Below are 23,932 nucleotides of genomic sequence, written 5' to 3'. Positions count from 1 at the left end.
GGCTCGTCGTTGAACGTACATGGCAATATGATACGTGCATCGACATCGCGATGCGACAACTGCGGTTAGTCTCTAAATTCAGGCATTTACTCAAGAAATAAAAAGTAAGGATGGCTCACCACCACCGGCCCTTCTTGATTTGCATATAGCGCGCCAAACGCAACGAGGCTCTTTCTACCATCAACGATTAACGGCAAATAGAAACACACGGCCGTTTCGGTTGCGCATTGGTCATTAACCTGCCCGAGATGAGCAATATCATCCCACGCCATTTCTTCAATCGCGCTGCGTGAGTACGTTTTCGCCCCCCAATCTAGCGCATCCATATCTTGTATGAACGCTGCCTCTAGCGCTTTCGAGTAAGCGGACTCAGCGTTCATCGTGGCCTGCACCACTGCCCGGTAGTTACCCGCTAAGCGCTCGTCAATCAATGCGCCCTGCATGCCCGACATACCTAACATCAGCGCAGCGGAGAGTAGCGCCATAACAATCACCAACGCCGCGCCCCGCTGCTGTCTCATGAGCGAGCCTCCAAAAAGGCCGCCACCTTGTCACGCTCACTCACCGTCCACGTAAACTGGTCGCAGGTTGCATTAGCACTTTCCCGGCAGTCACCGACAAGCAGCGTTACGCTCGTCGACACATCATCAGCATTGGCTTCGTAAAGCGCCGGGCAGTCGGCCGCGCTGTCGACCTGGGCGAGATCAACCAAAGGCTGATGTTGTCGTTCATCTTGAAGCACACAGTAGTGGCGGGTACCGCCATCGGTGCGACGCTCATCGGGCGCTATGGCGTAATTCGCTATATTGCCTTTGCGCGCCGCTTGCGTAAGGGTATTCACCGCAAAGACTAACGCCTCTTGCTTGCGGCTAACGGCATCCACGGCTCTAAACGTTTGGAAGGTGGTTAGAAACAGTTGGCCAGCGCCCAAAATAATGACCGTGCCAATCGCCATGGCCACCATTACTTCAACAAGCGTAAAGCCTCTTTGTCCGCTCGTCATCGTCCGCCTCCCGCTAGATCAGGCAGGACAAGCGTATAGGTCAGCGTATGGTTCAGCGCGTTTGATTCGGCGCCACCTTCGCGACTCGCCAACGCAATCACAATGGTAAATTCACACCCAGAGCGCCGTATGCCACTTGCTGCTTCATCAGCTCTGCGCAGAGGGTTCAACCCATTATCACCAAACCCACTATCACCAAACCAATGAGCCTTCCAGTCTGCTTCGACATCAATACTGGCACAGCCATCGACATCGTCGCTTGCTAGCTGGGCCCAGAGGCGCTCCTGTGCATCCACGGCGGCTAGATTGGCTATCGAATGCTGATAGCCGGTCGTGGCGCTGTGTAGCGCCTTTAGCTGCATGGCCGCCACGCCGATTAAGCCAACGGACAAAATCACCAGCGCAATCAATGCCTCGATTAAGCTAAAGCCCCGCTGCTGGCTCGGCTCACCAACACGCATTAGGCAACCTTTCACCACGTGCATTTAAGCGCAGATCTTCAGCGCAGCCGTCTTCTTTAAACGAGCTGGCGGTTAGCATATAGCCGCTATCGTGGGGTGTTAACGCGATGGCATAGTGCTGATCGGGAGACAGCTCACCAATGGCACAGTCATGATAGGAGTAGGTACGCGAGTAGCAGCGTTCAAGTTCAGAGGCTGCCTGCATTAGGCCGGCGTGAGCATCCGTGCGCACTGATTGCTGCACGTAGCGGGTATAGCTGGGATAGGCAATGGACGCAATCACGCCAATGATAGCGACCACCATCATTAGCTCAATCAAGGTAAAACCGAGCTGGCCGCTCAACGGAAAACGGCCAGTGGAGGAATGAGGAGCATAGGACATGCGACTTTTCTCCTGGGTCAATCCGCTCATACGGCTTAGCGAGCGGATATAGCACGTAGAGATTAGTACCTAACGATAGCTCTTAAAAAACAGCGCTTAGTAAATAGTGCTTAAAAACAGCACTGAAAAAGCGTATTAAAGTTAGCATGTCACAGATTGCTACACGATGCCTAGCCGCTCACAATGACCTTTTCACGTAGTTCTTTAGGCATGGAGAAGGTAATTGTCTCTTCGCGCCCCTGCAGCTCTTCCGGCACCGCAGCACCGAGGCTTTGCAACTTAGCAATAACGCCTTTGACCAATACTTCAGGGGCACTAGCACCGGCGGTAACGCCAACATTGGCTACATTTTCAAGCCACTGAGGATCAATTTGATCAGCATTGTCGATCAGATAGGCCGGGGTACCCATGCGCTCTGAGAGCTCACGCAAGCGGTTTGAGTTCGAGCTATTCGGGCTACCCACTACCAGCAGCAAATCACTCTGATCGGCTAGCTCGCGCACGGCGTCCTGACGGTTTTGAGTGGCATAACAGATATCGTCATTACGCGGCCCTTGGATCGCAGGGAACTTGCCGCGCAGCGCAGCAATGACCTTGGCAGTGTCGTCCATCGAAAGCGTCGTTTGCGTCACGAAAGCCAGTTGCGAAGGATCGTGCACGTCAAGCTTAGCCACGTCTTCCTCATCTTCTACCAAGTAGATATGCCCACCCAGGGAGGTGTCGTAGCGCCCCATGGTGCCTTCAACTTCAGGATGGCCCTCGTGGCCGATGAGCACACACTCTTGACCGCGTTTAGCGTAGCGCAGCACTTCCAGGTGTACTTTGGTGACCAGCGGGCAGGTGGCATCAAAGACCTTCAAGCCACGCCGCTCGGCGTCTGCCTGAACCGCGCGAGACACGCCGTGGGCAGAAAAAATCACGATGACGTCGTCCGGCACTTCATCCAGCTCTTCTACAAACACAGCCCCACGGGCGCGCAGCGTTTCAACCACAAACCGGTTATGCACGACTTCGTGACGCACATAGATAGGCGGGCCAAAGACATCCAGGGCACGGTTAACGATATCGATTGCGCGATCCACGCCGGCGCAAAAGCCACGCGGATTGGCCAATTTGATCTGTATGGGCTGTGCTGGCGTCGGTTGCATAGGTTGCATCGATTGCATAGTAGCGCCTTGATGCGTAAGCGCATCGCTTAGTGAATAAGAACGTCGCTAGTGCTAGTAGGCCTAGTGATAGTAAGCCTAGTGCGTGGTGGCGGGCTTAACGTCCAGCACTTCCACTTCAAACGTGAGCGTACGGCCCGCTAGCGGATGATTAAAATCGACCTCAATGCGCTCGCCGTCGATAGTTTTGACCACGCCAGGCAATTCCGTTCCCGCTTTATCCGCAAACGACATCACCATGCCTATTTCTGGTGCTTCATCACCAAAGTCGGCACGCTTGAGCGTCTGGATATTCTGCGAGTTATGCTGGCCAAACGCATGTTCGGGGGTAATTTGAAAACTACCGCTCTGCCCCGCACCTAAGCCTTTAATCGGGTGCTCAAAGCCTGGTGGCAAATTGCCATCGCCAAATTCAAAGGTTGCCGGCGCTTTGTCTTTGGTCGAATCCACCAGCGTGCCATCTTCTAGCTTCAAGGTGAAGTGTAGCGTCACCTCCATGCCATCATCGATACGGTAGTCGCTCATTACAGCTCTCAATAGTCGATTAATGAGAAGCAGCGTGCGCTTTCTTGCGCCGCCGCTCACCCATGATAGATTCCCAGATTAGTGCAACTGCGCCCAGGGTGATGCCAATATCCGCCACGTTAAAGGCCGGGTAGTACCACCCAGCCACGTGGAAGGAAAGGAAATCAACCACATAGCCATGCACGAGGCGATCATACAGATTGCCTAAAGCGCCGCCAATAATCAGCGGTAGCGCAATCACCAGCAGCTTCTCGTCGTTTTTGACTCTTGATAGCCATATCGTTAGGGCGACGCTGGCTCCAACCGCAATAATGGCGAAAAACCAGCGCTGCCAGCCCGGGTGCGTGGCTAAGAAGCTAAACGCCGCGCCAGGGTTATGCAGCAGCGTGAGATTGAAAAAGGGCAGCACCTCCACCGGCTGTGCGTAGCCAAGCTGGCTGCTGGCCACGTACTTGGTGAGCAAATCGAGCACGATCACCGCCGCAGCGATCCACAGCCAGCTCAAGGGCCGCTTCATGGGCGGCCGCTCACTGGCATCGGTAGCATTGGGCGTATTGGCAGCATTAGGCATAGTAACGAATCTCGCCTTTGCCTTCTGGAAGGTTGCTAATGCAGCGACCGCACAAATCAGGGTGATCGGCATGGGTGCCGACATCCGGACGGTGGTGCCAGCAGCGCTCGCACTTGGTGTTTTCGCTAGTGCTAACCGCGACTTTCAAGCTATCAAGCTCGGTTGCTTCCGCTGAATCACTCGCGTCTGCTAAAGGCTTGAGCGTGACATCGCTGGTCAGCATCACAAAGCGCAGCTCATCGCCCAGCTTGGCCAGCGTCGCCTGCAGCTCATCGCTGACATACAGCGTGACCTCGGCGGCAAGGCTGCCCTTAATCACTTTGGCATTACGCGCATCTTCCAGGCACTTATTCACCGAGTGCTTAACTTCCAATACCTGCTCCCAGAAGGCGCGACCCAGGTCAGCGCTTTCGTCTAGAGTGGCAAGGCCGGTGTAGTATGTTTCAAGCAGCACGCTATCGCCGCGTTTACCGGGGATATTCTCGTGGATCTCTTCAGCAGTGAACGAGAGAATCGGTGCAATCCAACGGCTCAGTGCTTCCACGACATGATACAGCGCGGTTTGTGCACTACGACGTGCCAGCGAATCTGTTTGCGTGGTGTACTGGCGATCTTTAATAACGTCGAGATAGAAGCCGCCTAGCTCACGCGCGCAGAAGCCGTGCACCTGCTGGTAAACATCTAAAAAGCGATATTCTTCATAGGCTTTTTCAATGCGCACCTGCAGCTGGGCGGCGCGATCGACTACCCACTGATCTAGCGCCAGCATGTCGCCGAAGGCCACCTGATTACGCTCAGGATCAAACCCGTTAAGGTTTGAAAGCAGAAAGCGGGCGGTGTTACGAATGCGACGGTAGACGTCTGACGTGCGCTTCAAGATTTCGTCCGATACGGCCATTTCACCGGAATAATCGGTAGAAGCGACCCACAGGCGCAGAATATCGCCGCCCAGCTTGTCCATCACTTCTTGAGGCGCGACCACATTGCCCAGTGACTTGGACTGCTTACGGCCCTGGGAATCCACGGTGAAACCATGGGTCAGCAGCTGGCGATATGGCGGATGACCGTCAATCGCCGAGCCAGTAAGCAGCGAAGAATGGAACCAGCCGCGGTGCTGGTCAGAGCCTTCCAGATACAGGTCGGCACGCGGGCCGCTTTCATGACCGTGCGGGTGCGAGCCGCGCAGCACGTGGCGATGGGTGGTGCCGGAGTCGAACCACACGTCCAACGTGTCGGTGACTTTATCGTACTCAGCGGCCTCAGCACCCAGCAATTCAGCGGGCTCAAGACGGAACCACGCGTTGATTCCTTCTTGCTCAACGCGCTTGGCCGCCTCTTCCATTAGTTCAACGGTACGCGGATGCAGCTCGCCCGTTTGCTTGTGAAGGAAAAACGGAATGGGCACGCCCCAGTTACGCTGGCGGGAGATACACCAGTCTGGGCGGTTAGCAATCATGCTGTGCAAGCGCGCCTGGCCCCAGGCGGGGGTAAACGACGTGGCGGCAATGCCTTCCAACGCGCTCTCGCGCAGGGTTTTGCCGTCTTTACCTTGAATATCCATGCCCACAAACCACTGCGCCGTGGCGCGGTAGATCACCGGCGTTTTATGGCGCCAGCAGTGCATATAGCTATGTTTGATCGGCGTATGCGCCATCAGCGCATCAACATCGCGCAGCTTCTCGATGATATTTGGGTTGGCTTTCCAAATCATCTGGCCGCCGAAGAACGGCAGGTCGTCAGCGTACACGCCGTTACCCTGCACCGGGTTCAGCATGTCGTCGAACTCCATGCCATGCTCGCGGCAGGTGACAAAGTCATCCATACCGTAAGACGGCGCAGAGTGGACAATACCGGTGCTGCCGACCTCTGACTCGACGTAATCCGCTAGATAAATCGGCGACAGGCGGTCATAGAACGGATGGCGGAAATTGATCAGATCAAGCTTGGCGCCTTGCGTGGTGGCAATCACCTCACCTTCCAGGCCAAAGCGCTCTAGGCAGCTTGCCACTAGCTCTTCTGCTAGCAGCAGCAAACGCTCGCCGGTATCAACCAATGCATAGGTGAACTCAGGGTGAACGTTCAGCGCCTGGTTAGCGGGAATAGTCCACGGCGTGGTGGTCCAGATGACCACAGCAGTAGGCTTGGGAAGCTCGCTTAGACCAAAGGCCGCGGCGAGCTTGTCGGTATCTTCCACCGGAAAAGCCACATCAATGGCATCCGATTTCTTATCCGCATACTCCACTTCTGCTTCCGCCAGCGCCGAGCCACAGTCAAAGCACCAGTTAACCGGCTTCAGGCCTTTAAACACATAGCCCGCTTCCACCATATCGGCTAGCGCACGGATCTCGCCGGCTTCATTGGCGTAATCCATGGTGCGATAAGGGTGATCCCAATCGCCGATAATGCCCAGGCGCACAAAGTCAGCCAGCTGCGTTTCAACTTGGGCACCCGCGTACTCACGGCAGAGTTCACGGGCTCTGCTCGGTTCAAGATGCTTTCCGTGGGTCGTTTCTACCTTGTGCTCAATGGGCAGGCCGTGGCAATCCCAACCTGGCACATAGGGGGCATCGAAACCGGCTAAGTTTTTCGACTTAACGATAATGTCTTTAAGAATCTTATTAACGGCGTGACCAATATGGATACTGCCATTGGCGTAAGGAGGGCCATCGTGAAGCACAAACAGCGGCGCGCCTGCACGTGCTTCCCGCAGGCGCTGGTAAATATTCATATCCTGCCACTGGGAAACTCGACCCGGCTCCTGCTTAGGCAGCATGCCGCGCATAGGAAAGTCAGTTTCAGGCAAATTCAGCGTGTGCTTATAATCCATGGTCTGGTCAGCCGTTGGTAGCATCGGCGTCATCCGCCGAAGAAGAATCAGAAGAAATTGTCTTGGAAACAGTTGTCTTAGAAACAGTTGTATTAGAAACAGTCGTCATGGAAACGGCAGCCTCACGCTCAAGCGGAGCCGAGGCCAGCGGAAGAGAGCTGTCTTGTTCAGAACGATTTGAGTCAGAGCTGTCTTTTTCAGAGCTGCCTTGATCACCCGGGGGCGCCGCGAAGTACTGGCGAGCACGGGCCTGATCGCGTTCAATTTGCGCTTTTAACGCCTCAAGGCCGTCAAACTTCACCTCGCCGCGCAGACGCGTGCAGGGAAAAACGGTCATGTGCTGGCCGTAAAGGTCACCGCTAAAATCCAACAGGTGTACCTCTAGCGTCGGCCGTTTTGACCCCACCGTGGGCCGAAACCCTACGTTGGCGACTGCCGGGTAGCGCCGGCCATTTTCAAGCTCAACGATGACTGCAAACACACCGCGTAGCGTTAACGGCTGGGGTAGAAGCGGCAGGTTTGCGGTCGGCACGCCAATCGTGCGGCCTAACTGTTGATCCCGCACCACGCGGCCATCTAACGAATAGGGCCGGCCAAGCAAGCGCGCAGCGGCGGAAAAATTGCCACTGGCCAGCAAGGTACGTACCCGCGTACTGGAAACGCGCTCGTCGTCCACGGTAAAGGTGCGGGTGTGCTCCACGCCAAAGCCCTGGGTGAGGCCAACTTCTGCCAGCAGTGCGAAATCACCAAGACGATCACAGCCAAAGCGGAAGTCATCACCGACCACAAGATGCTTAACACCCAGCCCATCAATCAGCACCTGATCGATAAACTCACGCCCGGTCAGACTGCGCAGCGCCTCGTTAAACGGCAGAACCAACACCTGCTCGGCGCCGAAATCACGCAGCAAGCGGACCTTTTCACGCAGCCGCGTTAAACGTGGCGGCGCTTGATCACCGGCAAAAAACTCACGCGGCTGGGGTTCAAACACCACCACGGTAAGCGGCACATTCCAGCGCGCCGCATGCTCGCGGCACTGCTGCAGAATGGCTTGATGGCCGCGATGCACCCCATCGAAGTTTCCGATCGTTGCAACGCAGCCACGATGAGCCGCTTTTAAGTTGTGCAGACCTCGAATGACGCGCATGGCACCTCAGCCGTTAGAGGACATAAAGCCTCTGATTATAACGAACACGCCGTGTAACAAATACACCCGCTAGCGCGCAGTCTCACGATTGCATTTTAAGATGGCGAAAGCGCAGGCCAAATGCCGCCAGCCACGCAGCGTAAAGCGAGCCACCCAACATTACTAAACCGCTCACCCAGGCTATCCGCTGCCAAAGGCTAAAGGTCAGCCACGCCTGCCAGTCAGGAGCAACAAAATAGAGCGCCCCGCACATTAGCGCACTGCCGCCCACTAGCTGCACAGCGTAGCGTTTCCAGCCGGGCTGAAAGACCAACACACCCTGTTTATGCAGCAAATAGCCCAGCAAGCCAGCATTTAGGAACGCAGAAAGCGCCGTCGCTAGCGCCAGCCCGGCATGGGCCAGCGGCCAAATCAGCACCAGATTCAGGGCCATATTAGCGACCATGGCAATAATACCTACCTTCACCGGGGTGCGCGTATCTTGGCGGGCGAAAAAACCCGGCGCCAGCACTTTAATCAGCATAAACGCGACTAGGCCGAAGGCGTACGCCCGCAGGCTCATGGCCGCCATTTGAATGTCATTGTCGGTCATCGCGCCATAATGAAATAGCGTAATCAGCAGCGGCTCCGCCAACACCGCCAACGCCAGCGCGGCCGGCAAGCCTAACAACAATACAATGCGAATAGCCCAATCGAGCATCGCTGCAAAGTGCTCTTTAGACTGGTCGGCATGGCGTTTCGACAGCGCGGGCAAGATCACCGTACCAATCGCCACCCCGAAAACGCCCAGCGGTAGTTCAACGAGGCGATCTGAATAATAAAGCCACGACACGCTGCCTGCGGCCAGCAATGAGGCCAGCACGGTATCCAGCAATAAATTAATTTGCGATACCGACACCCCAAACAGCGCCGGGCCCATCAGCTTTAGAATCCGCCGCACACCTTCGTGGGCAAAATTGGGCCACGGCGTCGGCATCAGCCCTAAGCGCAGTAAAAACGGTACTTGAAAAGCCAACTGCGCAACCCCGGCGATCAGCACGCCCCAGGCCAGCGCCATGGCCGGCTCTTCCATCATCGGCATTAAGAACAGCGCTGCGCCGATTAGCGAAAGGTTAAGCAGCACCGGCGTAATAGCGGGCACCGCAAAGCGATTCCAGGTATTCATGACGCTGCCGGAAAACGCAGTGAGCGAAATCAGCAGTAAATAGGGGAACGTTAGCCGCAGCATATCTGCGGTGAGCGCCAGCTTTTCAGGATCACGCCCAAAGCCAGGGGCAAACACCCAAATGAGCCACGGCGCGCAGAGCATCGCCACGGCGGTAATCAGCGCCAATATCGCGGTTAAGCTGCCCGCAGTGGCGTTCAGCAGTTCACGAATTTCGTCCCGATTACGCTGAGTGGAATACTCTGAAAGCACCGGCACAAAGGCCTGGTTGAAGGCCCCTTCTGCAAACAGCCTGCGTAGGAAATTAGGGATTTTAAACGCGACGAAAAATGCATCAGCGCCGCCGCCTGACCCTAAAAGGGTAGCGACCACTACATCACGCGCAAGCCCCATCACCCTCGACAGCATGGTCATCGCACTCACCACGAGGCCAGAGCGCATTAGCCCACGGCGGGCTGACGAGGCATGGGGGGAAGTATTGGGTGTTTTTGTCGCCGTCATAAGCTATCCAGAAAACCCGCCCAAAAAACGTATCTAGCAATCGTAACTAGAGAAACCATTCAGACACAAAAAAACCGGCCGCAGCCGGTTTTTTATGGCGCCTGCCGGCTTACGCCGCCAGTGCTTTAATACGCTTGTTCAAACGGCTCTTCAGGCGAGCTGCTTTCTTCTTAGACAGCACGTCTTTGTCTGCAATACGGTCAACGACCGGCTGCATGGCCTTGAACTCTTCCATTGCCTTAGCGTGGTCGCCGGTGCTGATCGCTTTCACTACACGCTTGATGTAGGTGCGGACCATGCTGCGCTGGCTGGATTTCAGGACGCGACGGTTCTCGGCCTGGCGGGCGCGCTTGCGTGCTTGCTTGCTGTTCGCCACAGGGTATCTCCTTGGAGAATAAAGGTTGCCGATAAGCGGCAACGAAATTAAATATGTATTCGTCGGCTGCGCTATCACAGCGCGACGTTTCACCCTACAAAACTAATCCTGAAAAAATAATCCTGCAAAAATCATAAAAGACAGTTGTTTAGCATTATCTTTTCAAAATTCTTGCCTAACAGGATGGCGTAGTCTATCACGCGCTACGCGTGCTTGCTAGCGGTTGTCAATACGTCAGCGAAGGTAAAGTAGAGCATTCCACACCAAACAGAGCCACACAGCACTAGGCAGAACTTCCCCACACTACAAAATCAGGATTCAACACTTGCGCCGGATCCGCGTAGCACAAGGGCTTTCCTTCCAATGTCACCACGCGCCCGCCTGCCTGTTCGACAATCGCCTGGGCGGCGGCCGTATCCCACAGGCTGGTTGGCCCAAAACGCGGGTAAACATCGGCGCGACCTTCCGCGATCAAACATGACTTCAGCGAGCTACCCATGGGCTGCACGCTGTGCTTTCCAAGGGCCGCTAACCAGTTCGACATGCGCGGATCAGGGTGCGAGCGGCTTCCCAGCACGCGCCATGGCTGCCCTACTTGCGGCGCGGGGGCGGTATTAATCGCCACATATTGCCCGTCTTCAACAATTTTAAATGCGCCTAGGCCGCTGGCGGCCACATAAGTGTGCGATAAAGCCGGCGCCACCACCACGCCCAACACCGGCTGTCCGCGCTCAATTAGCGCTATATTGACGGTGAACTCATCGTTGCGCTTAATAAATTCTTTAGTGCCATCCAGCGGGTCCACCAGCCAATAAAACCCCTCGGTGTTAGAGCCTTCAAAGCGCTGAGTGTCTTCTTCTGAAAGTACCGGCACGTCAGGCGTCAACGCCTGTAAGCCTCGCACGATAATCACATGCGCGGCTTTATCCGCCTCGGTTAGCGGGCTATGGTCAGCCTTAAGCTCAACGGCAAACTCACGGCGATACACCTGCATAATCGCCGCGCCCGCCTCAACAGCCAGCTGCTCAACGCTTTTAAGTAACGCTTTGGTCAGTGTCGGCATTTCATTCTCAGACAATATACGTTCAGCGCTTACGGCGCAGCCTGCCCCGAGGGAGCTAAAATTTTGCGCAAAAAGTGCCGCGTTCGCTCATCTTTGGGCGCAGTGAATAACGTTTCAGGCGGACCTTGTTCAACGATACCGCCGTCGTCCATGAACACCACGCGGTCGGCGACTTCTCTAGCGAACTGCATTTCGTGGGTCACAACGATCATCGTTTGGCGCTCAACCGCCAGTTGCTTCATCAGGCTCAACACTTCCTCTACCCACTGCGGGTCAAGGGACGAGGTAGGCTCATCAAACAGAATCACATCGGCATTGGCCGCCATGGCCCGGCCAATGCCTACCCGCTGCTGCTGGCCGCCGGAAAGCGAAGCCGGGTAAGCATCTGCTTTATCAGCCAAGCCGATTCGCTCTAGAATTTCCCTGGCCCGCGCATGCGCCTTCGCTTTGGGCAGCTTATCCACCACGATCATGCCTTCGCTGATGTTCTCAAGCGCGGTTTTATTCGCAAACAGGCCGTAGCTCTGAAACACGAATGCCGTACGACGGCGCAGGGCAAGAATATCTGCCCGGCTGGCGCGCTGGGTATCGATACTCAGGTCACCCACCTGCAGGCGACCTGAGTCCGGCCGTTCAAGGAAGTTAATACAGCGCAGTAGCGTTGACTTACCGGTACCCGAAGGGCCAATGATCACGATAATCTCGCCTTGCGAAAGGCTTAAATCGACATCTTGAAACACCGTATGGACGCCAAAACGCTTCGTAATGCCTTGCAGCGAAATCATCGTTGGTAGGCCTTATTCAGATACGTCTCTAAACGGCGCTGGCCCCAGGAAAGCACTTCCACCACCGCCCAATAGATAAGCGCCACTAGCAAGAAAGCCTCTAAATACAAAAAGCTGCCCGCCGCCTCTTTTTGCGTCGCGCCCATCAGCTCAGTGACACCCAGTGTAAACGCCAGCGAGGTCGCTTTAATCATATCGATGAAGTAGTTCATCAGCGTGGGAGTGGCTACGCGGGTGGCCTGCGGCAAAATAATCCGCCGCATCAGCTGCGGCTGGGTCATGCCAATGGAAAGCGCCGCTTCGGTTTGGCTGCGGTCTATTCCCACAATCGCGGCACGAATGGACTCGGCCATGTAAGCAGAAAAGTGTAGCGTGATTCCCAATACCGCCGCCGTTACGCCATTAATCGACACCAACGCTTCAACCAACTGAGGCAGGCCGTAGTAGAACAAAAACAGCTGAACGAGCAGCGGCGTACCGCGGAAAAACGAGATAAACAGCATTGAAAACCCGTTTAGCACCGGCACTTTTGACACGCGCACGACCGCCAGCAGGCATGCCAAAATCAGCGCAAAGAACATTGCGATGGTCGCCATTTGAAGGGTGAGCGGCAAATAGCGCAGCAGAACCGGCAGCAGCCCCCACATATATTCAAGGTTAAGCATGATAGTTAAACGTATCAATAAACATATAAGTAAACATCGCTACTTCGCTGATAAGCAAACGGCCGTGGCAATGCCACGGCCGCGTTCAACAGGTTAGGCCAAGCGTTACGGCTGAGTGATATCCGTATCAAACCACTTTTCAGATATTTCACGTAGCGCTCCGTTTTCACGCAGCTCTAACAGCGCCGCATCAACACGATCACGCTGCTCACGACCCGCTTCGTCATCGCGGAACGGCAGCGCGTTTTCGATAGTGGTAAACGGCTGGCCCGCCAGCATCAGCGGCAAACCGCGCTCGCTAATGACCTGCGATGCACTCACACGATCCATCACGAAGGCATCAACACGGCCCAAGGCCACATCCTGCTCAACGTTAGACTCGTAGGTGCGGATGTCAATTTCATCGGCATTGGGCTGTTCGCGCAGCAGCTGCTCGTAGTTAGAGCCTAGGTTCACCGCGACACTTTTGCCGGATAAATCTTCAACGCCTTCAATGGCGTCATTACCCGCCTTCACAACCACCTGTGCCCCGTCATACACATAGGGCGCGGTAAATACGTACTTGGCTTCACGTTCAGGGGTAATGGTGATCTGGTTGGCAATCGTATCGATACGCCCAGACTCCAACATGCCCGCCAAGCCAGAGAAGCTTGCAGTAACGAACTCAATGTCATCGCCGGAGAGCTCACCCACCGCATTCATGACATCAACCTCAAAGCCTTTAAGCTCGTCTTGCTCAACGTAGGTGAACGGGAAATAGCCCCCGGACATGCCCACGCGCAGCGTATCAGCCTGGGCTGAAGCGGCAAACAAACCACCTGCAAGGCTAAGCGAGAGTGCCGCAAGGGTAAGACTAAACTGGCGAGTTAACCGCATAACGTTGCTTCCTTACTTAAGTGGTAAAAGGCTAATGAAGATTATCTTACTCGCTCAAACAAAAACGAACAAAGGAATATTAAATCTTCTTTTTATTCTTTTTATGAATATAGTGCCCGACGCGACCTTATCAAACGACTCTCTCACAATAGCGGCTGATAGCAGGCCCACCGCCGCTAAGCTTTCGCCTTTCCAGCAATCACTATTTTCAATCCCGCAGGTTAAGGTTAGTGAGAGCAAATGCCCTGCTCTTGCCTACTCTGGCCAACGTCTATTCTTTGTCATAGGCCACTCCACAACAGACATTGCCCCGATCTAGACATTGGCCAGACTTAGACCTTGGTCTATAATGCACTGCAACAGGCCCACCTTGGGCTGACTGCAGGAGATCATTTGATGCCTTCACTACTTATGCCTGCCGAGCTAATAAAAGCACCCGTGCCTCTTGCGCATGTACAGCGTAGCCTTCGCCAGTGTTTATCGATTGCCGCCGAGCTGCTCTACGACCATGGCCATGTGTTAGAAACCATTACCCTGCCCCAGCGCGGCTTAGCCCGCCGTGAGCTGCTAGCGCTTAGCGCCGCGGCCCCTACTTGGGCAACCTGCCAACAGGTGATGGAAACCAGCGAAGCCGCTACGTTCAACGAGTATGGCCGCTTTGTACTAACCCACCTTGGCCGCGAGCTGATGTTTGATATGTTTGGGCAAGGCGCCGCTGACTGCGCCTAGCAGCTCGCAGATAGAAACACCTGAACGCAGCGCATAAAAAAAGCCCGCCGGTATAAAACCGGCGGGCTTTTTTGTCATGGTATTAACGCAGACCAAGCATCGAAAGAATGAACAGAACTACCACGATAAGACCGATGATATAGATAATATTACGCATAGGGCGCTCCTTGCTTAGTGCGTTTTAGAGAAAATCAAAGGGTTGCTCACCCTTGAGCTAGCACCCATATCCTAGCAGGCTTTTGACCCTTTTGCGTAATATTGACGCGTTTCGGGGCCCAAAATTTGCTTGTAAGCGTGGCTCCGCATTGACCAGCACAGCGCCTGACCATAAGAGACAGACCACTAAAAAGGATCTGTCCCAACGTTTAATGGCAGATTCGGAACCTCCATCCCGCCTGGTTGCTCAAACCTGTATTCTCTACACCAAAGGTATTGCAATGCGCGTTCATGTTTTGCCGATTTCGCTCGCCGTTATGTGGTTATTTCCTACCTTTAGTGCCGCCGCCAATGAACCTTCCGCCAATGCTCTTCAGGCGCTTGATCAGCAGGCCGCTGCACTGAACCGCGTGCATAACGTCGTGGTGGCTTACGAAGGCGATATTGTCCATGAGCTTCACCAAGATGGGCCGGGCGTGGCCTCGCCTGCCAACATTAAATCGCTATCTAAAACGGTGCTTGCGGCCATTACCGGTGCGGCGATTGAGGCGGGCGTTATCGAATCCGTTGAGCAGCCAATCGTTGAGCTGTTTGGCGAACATCTTCCTAACGGCCTTGACCCACGGGTTAACGAGATCAGCGTGGCGCATTTGCTTGCCCAGCAGGCTGGGCTAGAGAGCACATCGGGAAGCAACTATAGCGCCTGGGTCGCTAGCCCCAACTGGGTGAATGATGCGATCACACGCCCGTTCGTTGATGAACCCGGCGGGCAAATGCTCTATTCAACCGGCACCAGCCACTTACTTTCAGCAGCCCTCACCCATGCCAGCGGCGAGACCACTCATGCCCTTGCTCAGCGCTTGCTGGGTGATCCACTCAATATCAATATTCGCCCCTGGTTACGTGATCCGCAGGGCATCTATTTTGGCGGCAACGATATGCAGCTTTCACCGCGGGCGCTGATTGAGATAGGTGAGCTATATCGCAACGACGGCATCGTATTAGATGAAAGCGGCAATGCACAGCGCGTACTGCCTGAAGGGTGGGTTGCTGCATCGTGGCTGCCGCGCGGTTCGTCCCCCTGGACCGGTGACGGCTATGGCTTCGGTTGGTTTATTACCCAGCTGGCAGGAGAAGACGTGTACTACGGGCGCGGCTACGGCGGCCAAGCGCTCTACGTAATTCCCGAACGGGAGATGACCGTGGTAATTACCTCAGACCCCAACCCACCCTCGCCGGGCGGGAAGTTTCAGCAGCAGTTGAATAGGCTGATCGAGACTCTTTTATCACCGCTATAAATGTTAATGGCTTTCTTCCGCCAATAGCTTGGTGCGAATAAAATCGCTGTGGCTAACGTACAGTAAGTCTGCCAAGCGGCGAATCCGATGCTCTTCTAACGGGTCAACGCTGCCGTCAACCCAAGCTAGCTGCCACATAAGCGCGACCAGCTCGCAGCGCTGGTCGTAGTTATAGTGCTCTTTAATCAGGCTGACAAACTGGTAATGATCAACGGCCTCTTCCACCTGCGCTTCGGCCATCGTCATCAGCTCTTCTGCGGCGCTTTCGCTTAACCGATAGCGAGTCAACAGCATAGTGCGCAGGGTGGCCAACTCTTCATCGGTGGTGTTGTAGTCCGCGCGCACGATTTCACACAGCAGTGCCGCCGTGGCTAGCTCCAGCGTTAGGCTGTGATTTTCACGCTGCTCTGGCTGCGCTAGGGTGCGCTGGAAAAAATCACTAATGGCATTCAGCATGGGTGTTCTCCTGGATAGCAACAGGGCCTTTTTGCCTTAATCCTGCTTGGTAAGTTGCTCTCTTAACTGCTTGGGCACTTGCTTGATGATCAAGCGGTCTTGAGCGGCGTCGTATTCAATGCTGGAACCCAGAAGGTGCGAGTCAAAGCTGATTGAAACGCCTCCCGAGCGGCCGGTAAAGCGCCGGAACTGGCTTAAGGTGCGCTTATCGGGCGGAATCTCCGGCGAGAGCCCGTAATCGGCATTGCGGATATGCTCGTAAAACGCTTTAGGCTGCTGCTCATTGACGAGCCCTGAGAGTTCTTCAAGCGTCATCGGTTCCCCGCGGCGCAGCTGCTCGTTGGCGTAGTCCACCAGCGTATCGGTTTTTTCACGGCTGACTTCTTCATCGAAATCTTCTTTTTCGACGTAGTCGCTAAACGCCTTAAGCAGCGTGCGCGTTTCAGCCGGAGAATCTATGCCTTCCTCCATGCCTAGCAACGCGATCAAGCCTTCAGCCAGTTTTTTACCGCCACGGTCTTTCAAGAACGAGACGTACTGCGCGTTGGGCGCATCGCTTTGCCACTGGGTAAGGTTAATGCGCGCAGCTAGCGTGAGCTGGCTAGTATTGAGCTGTGCGGCAGGCACTGCGTGATGCTGAGGATTAATGCCAATGCCTTCGCGCTGGTGCACTAACGCAACAAGCAGAGTTTCCGTATCGCCCTGGCGCTGATGGCTGACCACTAAATAGCCACTGACTGACAGCTGCTCTTGAAGCTGCTTGGCCAGCCGCTCAGCTAATGAAACGGAAAGCTCAGCAAAGCTTTTCTCGCCGGCTAAGTAGTCGCGCAGCCACATGGCCAGCGGCCCCGCCTGCTCGCCCTCTTCCGCGAAGCGCCCCCAGCCCTTGGGCTTGGTGTTGTAGGTGTCATTGAGCGCACCTACCAGGCTCGTCATCACCGGATCGTCACCGGGCTCTGAAGTGCCCGGCGCGGCGGTCAAGGTTAAGCGCTCACCGTCTAGCGTCGGGTCAAGGCGGTGCACAATACTTTGCAGTAGCGGCATAGGGGTTTATCAGTGTCCAAGGGTTAAAAGTTGGCTCAAGGCTTGAGGCGATAGCCGGTGCGGAACATCCAGCTAATAGTGGCCAGGCAAACCGTTAGAAATAGCGCAATCATGCCCACGCTAGCCGCAAGGCTTACGTCGCTAATGCCGTAAAAGCTCCAGCGAAAGCCGCTCACCAAGTACACCACGGGGTTGGCTAGGGTGACGGTTTGCCAAAACGGCGGCAGCATATCGATAGAGTAAAAACTGCCCCCAAGAAAGGTCAGCGGCGTGATGACTAATAGCGGCACAAGCTGCAACCGGTCAAACCCATCGGCCCAAATACCGATAATAAAACCGAGCAGACTAAAGGTGACGGCCGTAAGCACTAAAAAGCTCAGCATCCAAAACGGATGGGCGATTTCTAGCGGCACGAAAAAGTTTGAGGTGGCTAAAATTATCAGCCCCAGCAGAATCGATTTCGAGGCCGCCGCCCCTACGTAGCCAATCACAATTTCAAGGTGCGAAATAGGCGCTGAAAGCAGCTCGTAAATACTGCCGGAAAACTTGGGAAAAAATATCCCAAACGACGCGTTGGAAACACTTTGCGTCAATAGCATCAGCATAATCAGCCCCGGCACAATAAACGCCCCGTAGCTGACCCCGTTGATTTCACTGATGCGCGAGCCAATCGCGGCGCCAAACACCACAAAATATAACGAGGTGGAGATGACGGGCGAAACGATACTTTGCAGCAAGGTGCGACGCGTACGGGCCATTTCCGCCATGTAAATGGCGCGAACGGGATGAAGGTTCATGCGCGCTCCTTAACTAAATCGACGAAAATATCTTCAAGCGAGCTTTGCCGGGTGTTGAGGTCTTTAAAGGCCACCCCTTCCCGCTCCAAGGCGCTCAGCAGCTCTGACATGCCGCGCCCGTCTTCTTCTTGGCGACCGTCGTAGGTATAAATAAGCTCATGGCCTTCTGCTGCCAAACTTAGCTCGAAGCGCTGTAGAGCAGCGGGCACCTCGGTAAGCGGCGTTTGTAGATTAAGCGTTAGTTGCTTGCTGCCTAGCTTACTCATCAATACCGCTTTCTCTTCAACCAGCACAATCTCGCCATGATTGATGACCCCGATACGGTCGGCCATCTCTTCGGCTTCTTCGATATAGTGCGTGGTTAAAATAATGGTGACACCGTTGTCACGCAGTTGGCGCACGACTTCCCACATCTCGCGGCGCAGCTCAACATCAACGCCAGCGGTGGGCTCATCTAGAAACAGAATGCGCGGCTCATGCGAAAGCGCTTTAGCAATTAGCACCCGGCGCTTCATGCCGCCTGACAGCGTCATTAGCCGGTTGTGGCGTTTATCCCACAGCGCCAGCGATTTCAGCACTTTTTCGATATGCGCAGGGTTGGGTGGCTTGCCAAACAGGCCTCGGCTGAAACTGACCGTGTTCCACACCGTTTCAAACGCTTCGTTGGTGAGCTCTTGGGGTACCAGCCCGATGCGTTCGCGGGCTTGGCGGTACTGGCTGACGTTATCAAAACCGTCGATGGTGACGTGGCCAGCGGTCGGATTGACCAAGCCACATACCACGCTAATCAGGGTTGTTTTGCCCGCCCCGTTGGGGCCAAGCAGGGCAAATATTTCGCCGCGCTGAATCGTTAAATCGACACGGGTTAACGCCTGAAAGCCACCTTCATAGGTTTTGTTCAGGCCGTTAATGGTAATAATTGGGTCGTTCAAGGCGTACTCCTCACGCCGCGCCCTCAAAGGGTCGCGGCGCTTGACGGCCTTCAGGCAAACGTTGCTGACATTAGCTGCGGCTGGTGATTTCTAACAGGTGGTAACCGAACTGTGTTTTAACCGGGCCATGGACTTGGCCTACTTCGTCGTTGAAGACGACTTTGTCGAACTCAGGCACCATTTGACCAGGGCCGAAGGTGCCCAGATCGCCACCTTGGCGGCTAGAAGGGCAGCTAGAATGCTGCTTGGCGACGTCAGCAAAATCGCTGCCGCTCTCAATTTCTTTCTTAAGTGCTAGGCACTGTTCTTCACTACTGACCAAAATGTGGCGGGCGCTGGCGCGTGACATAAATTGCTCCTAAAGTGGTTTTTTCGTCGCCGTTTTGATGCCGACGGAAACGAGGACGCACTAGTTTATCATGGCCTGCCAAGAGCACCACTGCGGCGTAACGCTTCACCCACACTTGCCATCGCCCGCTCATGAGTGCTTAAGGCCGCAGGGCCGCGCATACAGCTAACAATCACCCAGGGGCCATCGGCGCTAATATCGGCCTGTTCGCGCTCGGCAATGCCCGCATCGCAGCTGCGCCGCTGCTGAGTACCGGTTTTATGCGCGAAGTTAATGCCTTCACCCAAGCCCGCCTTGAGGCGCTGCTTGCCGGAACTCGTTCGCCGCATCACCTCTAATAGCGCTTGGCGCTGCTCGGCATCTAGATTGTCCGGGCCGTCCTGTTCTTGTGAAAGACCTTGCTGCGCGCCGTACAGGCTCGCCAGTAAATCCCCGTAAGCACTCAGCGTACCGACATTTTCGCCCGTGGCTTCGTAGGCATCAAAGGCGTGGTCGTAATCCGGCTGCGCGAAGGTGTCGGTGCTTACCCCAAGCGCGCGGGCTAGCGCTTGTGGGCGCTGGCTCACCGCGTGTTGACGCAGCGCCATGAAGTCCATGCCGCTCAGCGCGCGGGCATCGGGGTGCAGCTGGCCATAAATGCCTTGGCGCACGCCGACTAGCTTAGTAATAGGGCCGATTTCATAGGGATCACCACCGCTTGCCGCGATCATCCTTCGCGCACGCGCATTAACCGCCGCCAGCCCTACTCGGTCAATCAGCATATCGGTGGCGGTGTTATCACTGACGGTAATCATTTGCTCCATCAAGTAACGGATAGAAATCGGCGTGCCGGGGTCGTGCCAATTAGTGGGGCCTGCGCCATCGACAAAGTCGCTGCGCGCAAGCGTTAAGCGCTCATCTAACGTCAGCGTGCCTGCTTGGCGCTCTGCCAGCACCTGGGCCGCTACCGGCACCTTGATCAGCGAGGCCAAATACCAAGGGTCATCAGCATGCCAAGAGTAGGCTTCGCCAGTGGCCAGGTTCTGTACATAAACGCCTAGCTGGCCGCCAAACACACCTTCGATGGCCTGCAGTCGAGCAGTTAAATCGCCCTGCCAGGTGCTGCGCTTATCTACCTCGTAGTACCAATTGGTCTCGTACCCATTAGTATCGTACTCATTGGTCTCGTCAGCCTGTGCAGAGGCAGGCAGTACGTTGAGAAGAGCTACGATGGGAAGAGCTACGATGGGAAGAGCTACGATGAGAAGCGCTAGCGCTATCAGCCCACGCCGTATCCAGTGTCGCAAATGCGTTACCTCTTAATGCTTTATGTGAAAATCAGCGGTGAGCGGCCATCCAACGGGTCACCCAAATCCATGCGGCGGCACCGATTATCAACAGCCCGCCAATACCGAGCGCCTGTGGATAGCTGTAAAGGCCCTCGCCTTGCAATAGAAAACGCAGCACCAAGAAAATCATCACAATGTGGAAAATAAACGTCTTCAGCGCGTCTGTGCCAATCACAGTCAGCGGCATTAACACCTTGGCGGCACGGGCGCCCCCGGCCAGTGCAAGGGCTAACAGCACCAGCGCACCGCCTAAGCTAAACAGCATAAACTCAAGCCCAGGCGGATGCTTGCCAACGTTATTAGCCACCGCCAGCATGGCCGCGTGCACATCGCCGCTCGCCAATGCTAAGGCATAAAATCCGCCGACCATGAGCGCCCCAAGCCCCAGCAGCGTAAGCACTAAGCGACGCCGTGCGGCGGGTTCAAAGTAGCAGCGTAGCAGCGACTCACCAATAAGCAGCCCGACTAAAATCAACGGTGCACGACTAATTTGCCCCCATGCGTAGTGGTCTTCGTGGTCGACCAGCAGCGCTTTCAGAATATCGTTACCACCGAAGGTCAGGCTCTGCAGCCACACCGTTAGCGCGATGAAGACACCAATCGTGCCGAGTCGGCTCCACAGCGGTGCCCGCGCCCATAGCGGCAAAATCAGTGGTACCCACAGCAGCGCGATAGCGTAAAAGCCTAAGATTTCCGTCCATATCGCGAAGCGCCCGTAGAGCAAGGCATCCACGATATCGCCGGGGGGATAGAACGGCAGCATTTCAATCACGAGCAGCGCTTTGTACCAGAACCATACTTCCACGCCGCGCAGCCAAAGCTTGAGCCTGCGCTTGGGCCAATCATCGCTTTGAGTATGCGACAAAAATGCCACGGCCAAGGCAATACCGAAGACTAAAATAAACAGCGAGGAAGAAAACTTTGTCAAAAAGTGGATCGGCACCATGCCCCAGTCCGGCACATTGCGTATGCCGACTAGCCCACTGACCGCGTGACTCATAATCATCAAGCCAATCGCCAGGCCACGCGCCAAATCAATGGCCTGTATACGGCCCTCTGCTTTGGGTAATTGAGGTATTTGCGACCATGTCAGCTGCATCGAGACATCCTTGTAGAGGAGCAATGCACCACTATATCGTGCGCCTTAGTTGATCGTCTTAACGTTGATGACCTTAACGTTGATGGCCTTAAATGGTCAGGCACAAAAATGCCCCGCAATGAACGGGGCATTTTGTGGCTCATCCTTGAACCCGAGAAAAGTTATTCCTTAAAGATTGCAATTACCACCCGGAATCGCCCTGCTGATCGTCAGTGGTGGGTGCTTCTTGCTCCTCTTCCTCTTCTTCGAAAGTGAATTCTTCCTCTTCCTCTTCATACTCCGTTCCTACGTCCTGGCCTTGCTCTTGCTCAGTGTCGTAAGAGTTGTAGGTACCTTGATCGTCTTGCATGGTTTCTTCTTGCGGCGTCGGTTCTTGCTCTGTGCCACTACCTTCCATTTGTGCAAAGGCGAGAGGGCTAGCCATCAGGCCAAACGATACACCTAGGATGCCAAGCTTCTTGAGAGAATCCTTCTTCATCATGATACTGCCTCCTAATAACGTTACTTCTTAAACCGCAATACGAGAATCATAGAGTGGTTTAAAGGTTAAGAACGTCAGGCCTCTTGCCTGCTCCGTTCTTACCTCTATCATTGCACCCCCCGTGCCAGTTACTGGCAATCATTAATAAAAATCATTACCAAACAGTATCTTATAGTTCTAATATTCATGCCAACCATTTGTTTTTATTAATAAAAATTAATTTTTTATTGCCTATAATTGGCACATGCTCCTTAACGGTACAGCCAAACGGGGCAATGTAAGCCTGCTATGTTTAATTGCCCCGCCTGCATCTACCGTTTACTCATAGGTCATCTCTTCAAGCTCTTTACCGCGTGTTTCTTTGACGAAGAGAACAACGAAGAACACCGATGCCACGGCACTGATCGCATAAAAACCGTAAGCACCGAACAGCCCGACGGAAGCCAGCATGATAGGAAATGTCATGGTAATACCGAAGTTGGCTAACCATTGGAAAAGCCCTGCAATCGCCAGACCCGAACCGCGCATCTGATTGGGGAACATCTCGCCCAGCATTACCCACATCACCGGCCCCCAGGAAGCATTGAAAAACAGCACGTAAAGGTTGGCCGCAACGAGCGCAAACACACCCATGTCATCTGATAAGCGCAGACTGCCATCCACCATTGTTGCGGTAGAGAAAGCATAGGAGAGGCAAGCCAGTGTTATTGTCATTCCCACGGAGCCGCCCCATAGCAGAGGCTTTCTGCCGATTTTGTCGATCAGCGCAATCGCCAAGAGGCAGGCGGCAATACTGACGGCCCCCGAAATCACATTAATCAGCAGCGCATCGCTTTCTGAAAAGCCAACTGACTGCCACAGCACGGCACCGTAATAGAACACTACGTTTATACCGACTAACTGCTGGAAAACCGCTAACCCAATGCCCACCCACACGATGCCATGCACCTTCCCCGTGGTGCGGTTAAGCACATCGCTTAAACGCGGTTTATGATCACGATTCAGTGTGGCATTAACCTCCTGTATTTTGGGTTCAATTTCTTCCTCAGGCATCACCAAGCCAAGTACGCGGCGTGCCTCAGTGTCTTTGCCCGTGCTGATTAAATAACGTGGGCTTTCGGGAATAAACAATAACGCCACTAGGAAGATGGATGCAGGGATTAGCTCAATCCAGAACATCCAGCGCCACGTCGCAAAACCAAACCACAGTTCAGTCATTGCTGAGCCAGAAACGTACGCCAGCACATAATTACTCAGAAACGCCACAAACAGGCCTGAAATAATCGCCACTTGCTGGATAGTAGCTAACCGACCGCGATAAGCAGAAGGTGCCACTTCACTAATGTAGGCTGGCGTCATGACACTGGCTGCACCTACCGCAATCCCACCAAGAATACGGTACAGCACAAACTCCATAGAGCTGCCGGAAATACCCGACCCCCAGGCGCTGACCAGAAAAAATACTGCGGCCACAATAAGCAATGTGCGCCGCCCAAAACGGTCCGCCAAGCGACCGGCAAAGAAAGCCCCTATGGCACACCCCAACAGCATAGAGGCAACATTAAAGCCCGTACCCGCGCTATCGGAGTTAAAAGAAGCCTGCAGGCCATCAACCGTGCCGTTGATTACGCCACTGTCGAAACCGAAAAGAAAACCACCGATGGCGGCAATGCAACATATAACCAGAATGTAAGATGAGCGGCTTAGCGTTCGCTGTTGAGTCATACCTGAAGCTCCTTGTACTTATTAT

General features: G+C 54.7%; 26 protein-coding genes. 2 read left to right on the top strand and 24 right to left on the bottom strand.

What is annotated here, in order from left to right:
• Window positions 1–86: 86 nt before the first annotated feature.
• The 15 genes from ACT3TF_RS08220 to ACT3TF_RS08150 all read right to left on the bottom strand — a co-directional run bounded on the left by ACT3TF_RS08220 (window position 87) and on the right by ACT3TF_RS08150 (window position 13,513).
• Window positions 87–521 (bottom strand): pilus assembly PilX family protein, encoded by a 435-nt coding sequence (locus tag ACT3TF_RS08220; RefSeq protein WP_444625035.1) that lies wholly within the window; start codon window positions 519–521, stop codon window positions 87–89.
• Window positions 518–1,003 carry a PilW family protein gene (locus ACT3TF_RS08215; RefSeq protein WP_444625034.1) on the bottom strand — a complete coding sequence of 162 codons (486 nt, stop codon included), beginning with the start codon at window positions 1,001–1,003 and terminating at the stop codon, window positions 518–520. Before ACT3TF_RS08215 ends, ACT3TF_RS08220 begins: the two co-directional genes overlap by 4 nt.
• Entirely contained in the window at window positions 1,000–1,464 is a 465-nt protein-coding gene (gene pilV / locus ACT3TF_RS08210; protein ID WP_444625033.1) for a type IV pilus modification protein PilV, read from the bottom strand. The genes ACT3TF_RS08215 and pilV overlap by 4 nt, the downstream gene beginning before the upstream one ends.
• The gene (locus ACT3TF_RS08205; RefSeq protein ID WP_096277906.1) at window positions 1,451–1,846 is read right to left on the bottom strand and encodes a type IV pilin protein; all 396 of its coding nucleotides are present in this window, start codon (window positions 1,844–1,846) and stop codon (window positions 1,451–1,453) included. Before ACT3TF_RS08205 ends, pilV begins: the two co-directional genes overlap by 14 nt.
• Before the next feature lie 170 nt (window positions 1,847–2,016).
• Window positions 2,017–3,012, bottom strand: coding sequence for a 4-hydroxy-3-methylbut-2-enyl diphosphate reductase (gene ispH / locus ACT3TF_RS08200; RefSeq protein WP_444625032.1), 996 nt, complete (start codon window positions 3,010–3,012; stop codon window positions 2,017–2,019).
• Between the two features lie 78 nt (window positions 3,013–3,090).
• On the bottom strand, window positions 3,091–3,537 hold the full coding sequence (fkpB, locus tag ACT3TF_RS08195; protein WP_444625031.1) for an FKBP-type peptidyl-prolyl cis-trans isomerase: 447 nt from the start codon (window positions 3,535–3,537) through the stop codon (window positions 3,091–3,093).
• Window positions 3,538–3,556: 19 nt separating this feature from the next.
• The gene (gene lspA / locus ACT3TF_RS08190) at window positions 3,557–4,108 is read right to left on the bottom strand and encodes a signal peptidase II (protein WP_444625030.1); all 552 of its coding nucleotides are present in this window, start codon (window positions 4,106–4,108) and stop codon (window positions 3,557–3,559) included.
• A complete protein-coding gene (gene ileS / locus ACT3TF_RS08185) occupies window positions 4,101–6,959 on the bottom strand; it encodes an isoleucine--tRNA ligase (RefSeq protein ID WP_441685992.1) in 2,859 nt (952 codons plus the stop codon). The genes lspA and ileS overlap by 8 nt, the downstream gene beginning before the upstream one ends.
• Window positions 6,943–8,082 (bottom strand): bifunctional riboflavin kinase/FAD synthetase, encoded by a 1,140-nt coding sequence (gene ribF / locus ACT3TF_RS08180; RefSeq protein ID WP_444671997.1) that lies wholly within the window; start codon window positions 8,080–8,082, stop codon window positions 6,943–6,945. Before ribF ends, ileS begins: the two co-directional genes overlap by 17 nt.
• Window positions 8,083–8,164: 82 nt before the next feature.
• Window positions 8,165–9,748 (bottom strand): murein biosynthesis integral membrane protein MurJ, encoded by a 1,584-nt coding sequence (murJ, locus tag ACT3TF_RS08175; RefSeq protein ID WP_444671996.1) that lies wholly within the window; start codon window positions 9,746–9,748, stop codon window positions 8,165–8,167.
• Window positions 9,749–9,857: 109 nt separating this feature from the next.
• The gene (gene rpsT, locus ACT3TF_RS08170; RefSeq protein WP_008959243.1) at window positions 9,858–10,124 is read right to left on the bottom strand and encodes a 30S ribosomal protein S20; all 267 of its coding nucleotides are present in this window, start codon (window positions 10,122–10,124) and stop codon (window positions 9,858–9,860) included.
• Window positions 10,125–10,407: 283 nt separating this feature from the next.
• Window positions 10,408–11,187: a 3'(2'),5'-bisphosphate nucleotidase CysQ gene (gene cysQ, locus ACT3TF_RS08165; RefSeq protein ID WP_444671995.1), complete on the bottom strand. Its 780-nt coding sequence runs from the start codon at window positions 11,185–11,187 to the stop codon at window positions 10,408–10,410.
• A gap of 29 nt (window positions 11,188–11,216) precedes the next feature.
• Complete coding sequence (locus ACT3TF_RS08160; RefSeq protein WP_444671994.1) at window positions 11,217–11,972, bottom strand: amino acid ABC transporter ATP-binding protein; 756 nt, start codon at window positions 11,970–11,972, stop codon at window positions 11,217–11,219.
• Window positions 11,969–12,637: an amino acid ABC transporter permease gene (locus ACT3TF_RS08155; protein ID WP_096277889.1), complete on the bottom strand. Its 669-nt coding sequence runs from the start codon at window positions 12,635–12,637 to the stop codon at window positions 11,969–11,971. Before ACT3TF_RS08155 ends, ACT3TF_RS08160 begins: the two co-directional genes overlap by 4 nt.
• A gap of 105 nt (window positions 12,638–12,742) precedes the next feature.
• Window positions 12,743–13,513 (bottom strand): amino acid ABC transporter substrate-binding protein, encoded by a 771-nt coding sequence (locus tag ACT3TF_RS08150; RefSeq protein WP_441686158.1) that lies wholly within the window; start codon window positions 13,511–13,513, stop codon window positions 12,743–12,745.
• Window positions 13,514–13,909: 396 nt separating this feature from the next.
• Between ACT3TF_RS08150 and ACT3TF_RS08145 the strand changes: the two genes are divergently transcribed.
• Window positions 13,910–14,242: a hypothetical protein gene (locus tag ACT3TF_RS08145; RefSeq protein ID WP_096277882.1), complete on the top strand. Its 333-nt coding sequence runs from the start codon at window positions 13,910–13,912 to the stop codon at window positions 14,240–14,242.
• 437 nt (window positions 14,243–14,679) lie between these two features.
• Window positions 14,680–15,696, top strand: coding sequence for a serine hydrolase domain-containing protein (locus ACT3TF_RS08140; RefSeq protein ID WP_444671993.1), 1,017 nt, complete (start codon window positions 14,680–14,682; stop codon window positions 15,694–15,696).
• 3 nt (window positions 15,697–15,699) lie between these two features.
• Here ACT3TF_RS08140 and ACT3TF_RS08135 read toward each other — a convergent pair whose 3' ends face one another.
• From ACT3TF_RS08135 to ACT3TF_RS08095, 9 genes are all read right to left on the bottom strand, one after another.
• The gene (locus ACT3TF_RS08135) at window positions 15,700–16,152 is read right to left on the bottom strand and encodes a TerB family tellurite resistance protein (protein ID WP_441686152.1); all 453 of its coding nucleotides are present in this window, start codon (window positions 16,150–16,152) and stop codon (window positions 15,700–15,702) included.
• Between the two features lie 36 nt (window positions 16,153–16,188).
• Window positions 16,189–17,196 (bottom strand): nucleoid-associated protein, encoded by a 1,008-nt coding sequence (locus ACT3TF_RS08130; RefSeq protein WP_441686150.1) that lies wholly within the window; start codon window positions 17,194–17,196, stop codon window positions 16,189–16,191.
• Between the two features lie 35 nt (window positions 17,197–17,231).
• On the bottom strand, window positions 17,232–17,993 hold the full coding sequence (locus tag ACT3TF_RS08125; protein ID WP_096277875.1) for an ABC transporter permease: 762 nt from the start codon (window positions 17,991–17,993) through the stop codon (window positions 17,232–17,234).
• On the bottom strand, window positions 17,990–18,925 hold the full coding sequence (locus tag ACT3TF_RS08120; RefSeq protein ID WP_096277873.1) for an ABC transporter ATP-binding protein: 936 nt from the start codon (window positions 18,923–18,925) through the stop codon (window positions 17,990–17,992). The genes ACT3TF_RS08125 and ACT3TF_RS08120 overlap by 4 nt, the downstream gene beginning before the upstream one ends.
• A gap of 70 nt (window positions 18,926–18,995) precedes the next feature.
• Complete coding sequence (locus tag ACT3TF_RS08115) at window positions 18,996–19,274, bottom strand: peptidylprolyl isomerase (RefSeq protein ID WP_096277871.1); 279 nt, start codon at window positions 19,272–19,274, stop codon at window positions 18,996–18,998.
• 68 nt (window positions 19,275–19,342) lie between these two features.
• Window positions 19,343–20,560 carry a serine hydrolase gene (locus ACT3TF_RS08110; RefSeq protein ID WP_444671992.1) on the bottom strand — a complete coding sequence of 406 codons (1,218 nt, stop codon included), beginning with the start codon at window positions 20,558–20,560 and terminating at the stop codon, window positions 19,343–19,345.
• A gap of 31 nt (window positions 20,561–20,591) precedes the next feature.
• Window positions 20,592–21,701, bottom strand: a complete 1,110-nt coding sequence (locus ACT3TF_RS08105; RefSeq protein WP_444671991.1) for a heparan-alpha-glucosaminide N-acetyltransferase domain-containing protein — start codon at window positions 21,699–21,701, stop codon at window positions 20,592–20,594.
• Between the two features lie 181 nt (window positions 21,702–21,882).
• Window positions 21,883–22,182 (bottom strand): hypothetical protein, encoded by a 300-nt coding sequence (locus tag ACT3TF_RS08100; RefSeq protein ID WP_096277867.1) that lies wholly within the window; start codon window positions 22,180–22,182, stop codon window positions 21,883–21,885.
• 318 nt (window positions 22,183–22,500) lie between these two features.
• Window positions 22,501–23,907, bottom strand: a complete 1,407-nt coding sequence (locus tag ACT3TF_RS08095) for a sugar porter family MFS transporter (protein ID WP_096277865.1) — start codon at window positions 23,905–23,907, stop codon at window positions 22,501–22,503.
• Window positions 23,908–23,932 lie beyond the last annotated feature (25 nt).

Origin of the sequence: Halomonas sp. AOP25-F1-15 (assembly GCF_052378675.1) — a bacterium.
Lineage (GTDB): Bacteria > Pseudomonadota > Gammaproteobacteria > Pseudomonadales > Halomonadaceae > Vreelandella > Vreelandella casei.
This window is presented reverse-complemented; position numbering and strand designations above follow the sequence as displayed.

What these genes read in the sequence shown, in the direction of transcription:
- ACT3TF_RS08150 (WP_441686158.1), bottom strand. Translation starts at nt 13,513, where the DNA reads ATGCGGTTAACTCGCCAGTTTAGTCTTACCCTTGCGGCACTCTCGCTT.
- ACT3TF_RS08145 (WP_096277882.1), top strand. Translation starts at nt 13,910, where the DNA reads ATGCCTTCACTACTTATGCCTGCCGAGCTAATAAAAGCACCCGTGCCT.
- murJ (WP_444671996.1), bottom strand. Translation starts at nt 9,748, where the DNA reads ATGACGGCGACAAAAACACCCAATACTTCCCCCCATGCCTCGTCAGCC.
- cysQ (WP_444671995.1), bottom strand. Translation starts at nt 11,187, where the DNA reads ATGCCGACACTGACCAAAGCGTTACTTAAAAGCGTTGAGCAGCTGGCT.
- ileS (WP_441685992.1), bottom strand. Translation starts at nt 6,959, where the DNA reads ATGCTACCAACGGCTGACCAGACCATGGATTATAAGCACACGCTGAAT.
- ACT3TF_RS08160 (WP_444671994.1), bottom strand. Translation starts at nt 11,972, where the DNA reads ATGATTTCGCTGCAAGGCATTACGAAGCGTTTTGGCGTCCATACGGTG.
- ribF (WP_444671997.1), bottom strand. Translation starts at nt 8,082, where the DNA reads ATGCGCGTCATTCGAGGTCTGCACAACTTAAAAGCGGCTCATCGTGGC.
- ACT3TF_RS08095 (WP_096277865.1), bottom strand. Translation starts at nt 23,907, where the DNA reads ATGACTCAACAGCGAACGCTAAGCCGCTCATCTTACATTCTGGTTATA.
- ACT3TF_RS08105 (WP_444671991.1), bottom strand. Translation starts at nt 21,701, where the DNA reads ATGCAGCTGACATGGTCGCAAATACCTCAATTACCCAAAGCAGAGGGC.
- ACT3TF_RS08125 (WP_096277875.1), bottom strand. Translation starts at nt 17,993, where the DNA reads ATGAACCTTCATCCCGTTCGCGCCATTTACATGGCGGAAATGGCCCGT.
- ACT3TF_RS08155 (WP_096277889.1), bottom strand. Translation starts at nt 12,637, where the DNA reads ATGCTTAACCTTGAATATATGTGGGGGCTGCTGCCGGTTCTGCTGCGC.
- ACT3TF_RS08115 (WP_096277871.1), bottom strand. Translation starts at nt 19,274, where the DNA reads ATGTCACGCGCCAGCGCCCGCCACATTTTGGTCAGTAGTGAAGAACAG.
- fkpB (WP_444625031.1), bottom strand. Translation starts at nt 3,537, where the DNA reads ATGAGCGACTACCGTATCGATGATGGCATGGAGGTGACGCTACACTTC.
- ACT3TF_RS08205 (WP_096277906.1), bottom strand. Translation starts at nt 1,846, where the DNA reads ATGTCCTATGCTCCTCATTCCTCCACTGGCCGTTTTCCGTTGAGCGGC.
- ACT3TF_RS08140 (WP_444671993.1), top strand. Translation starts at nt 14,680, where the DNA reads ATGCGCGTTCATGTTTTGCCGATTTCGCTCGCCGTTATGTGGTTATTT.
- pilV (WP_444625033.1), bottom strand. Translation starts at nt 1,464, where the DNA reads ATGCGTGTTGGTGAGCCGAGCCAGCAGCGGGGCTTTAGCTTAATCGAG.
- ACT3TF_RS08215 (WP_444625034.1), bottom strand. Translation starts at nt 1,003, where the DNA reads ATGACGAGCGGACAAAGAGGCTTTACGCTTGTTGAAGTAATGGTGGCC.
- lspA (WP_444625030.1), bottom strand. Translation starts at nt 4,108, where the DNA reads ATGCCTAATGCTGCCAATACGCCCAATGCTACCGATGCCAGTGAGCGG.
- ACT3TF_RS08130 (WP_441686150.1), bottom strand. Translation starts at nt 17,196, where the DNA reads ATGCCGCTACTGCAAAGTATTGTGCACCGCCTTGACCCGACGCTAGAC.
- ACT3TF_RS08100 (WP_096277867.1), bottom strand. Translation starts at nt 22,182, where the DNA reads ATGATGAAGAAGGATTCTCTCAAGAAGCTTGGCATCCTAGGTGTATCG.
- ACT3TF_RS08135 (WP_441686152.1), bottom strand. Translation starts at nt 16,152, where the DNA reads ATGCTGAATGCCATTAGTGATTTTTTCCAGCGCACCCTAGCGCAGCCA.
- ACT3TF_RS08220 (WP_444625035.1), bottom strand. Translation starts at nt 521, where the DNA reads ATGAGACAGCAGCGGGGCGCGGCGTTGGTGATTGTTATGGCGCTACTC.
- ispH (WP_444625032.1), bottom strand. Translation starts at nt 3,012, where the DNA reads ATGCAATCGATGCAACCTATGCAACCGACGCCAGCACAGCCCATACAG.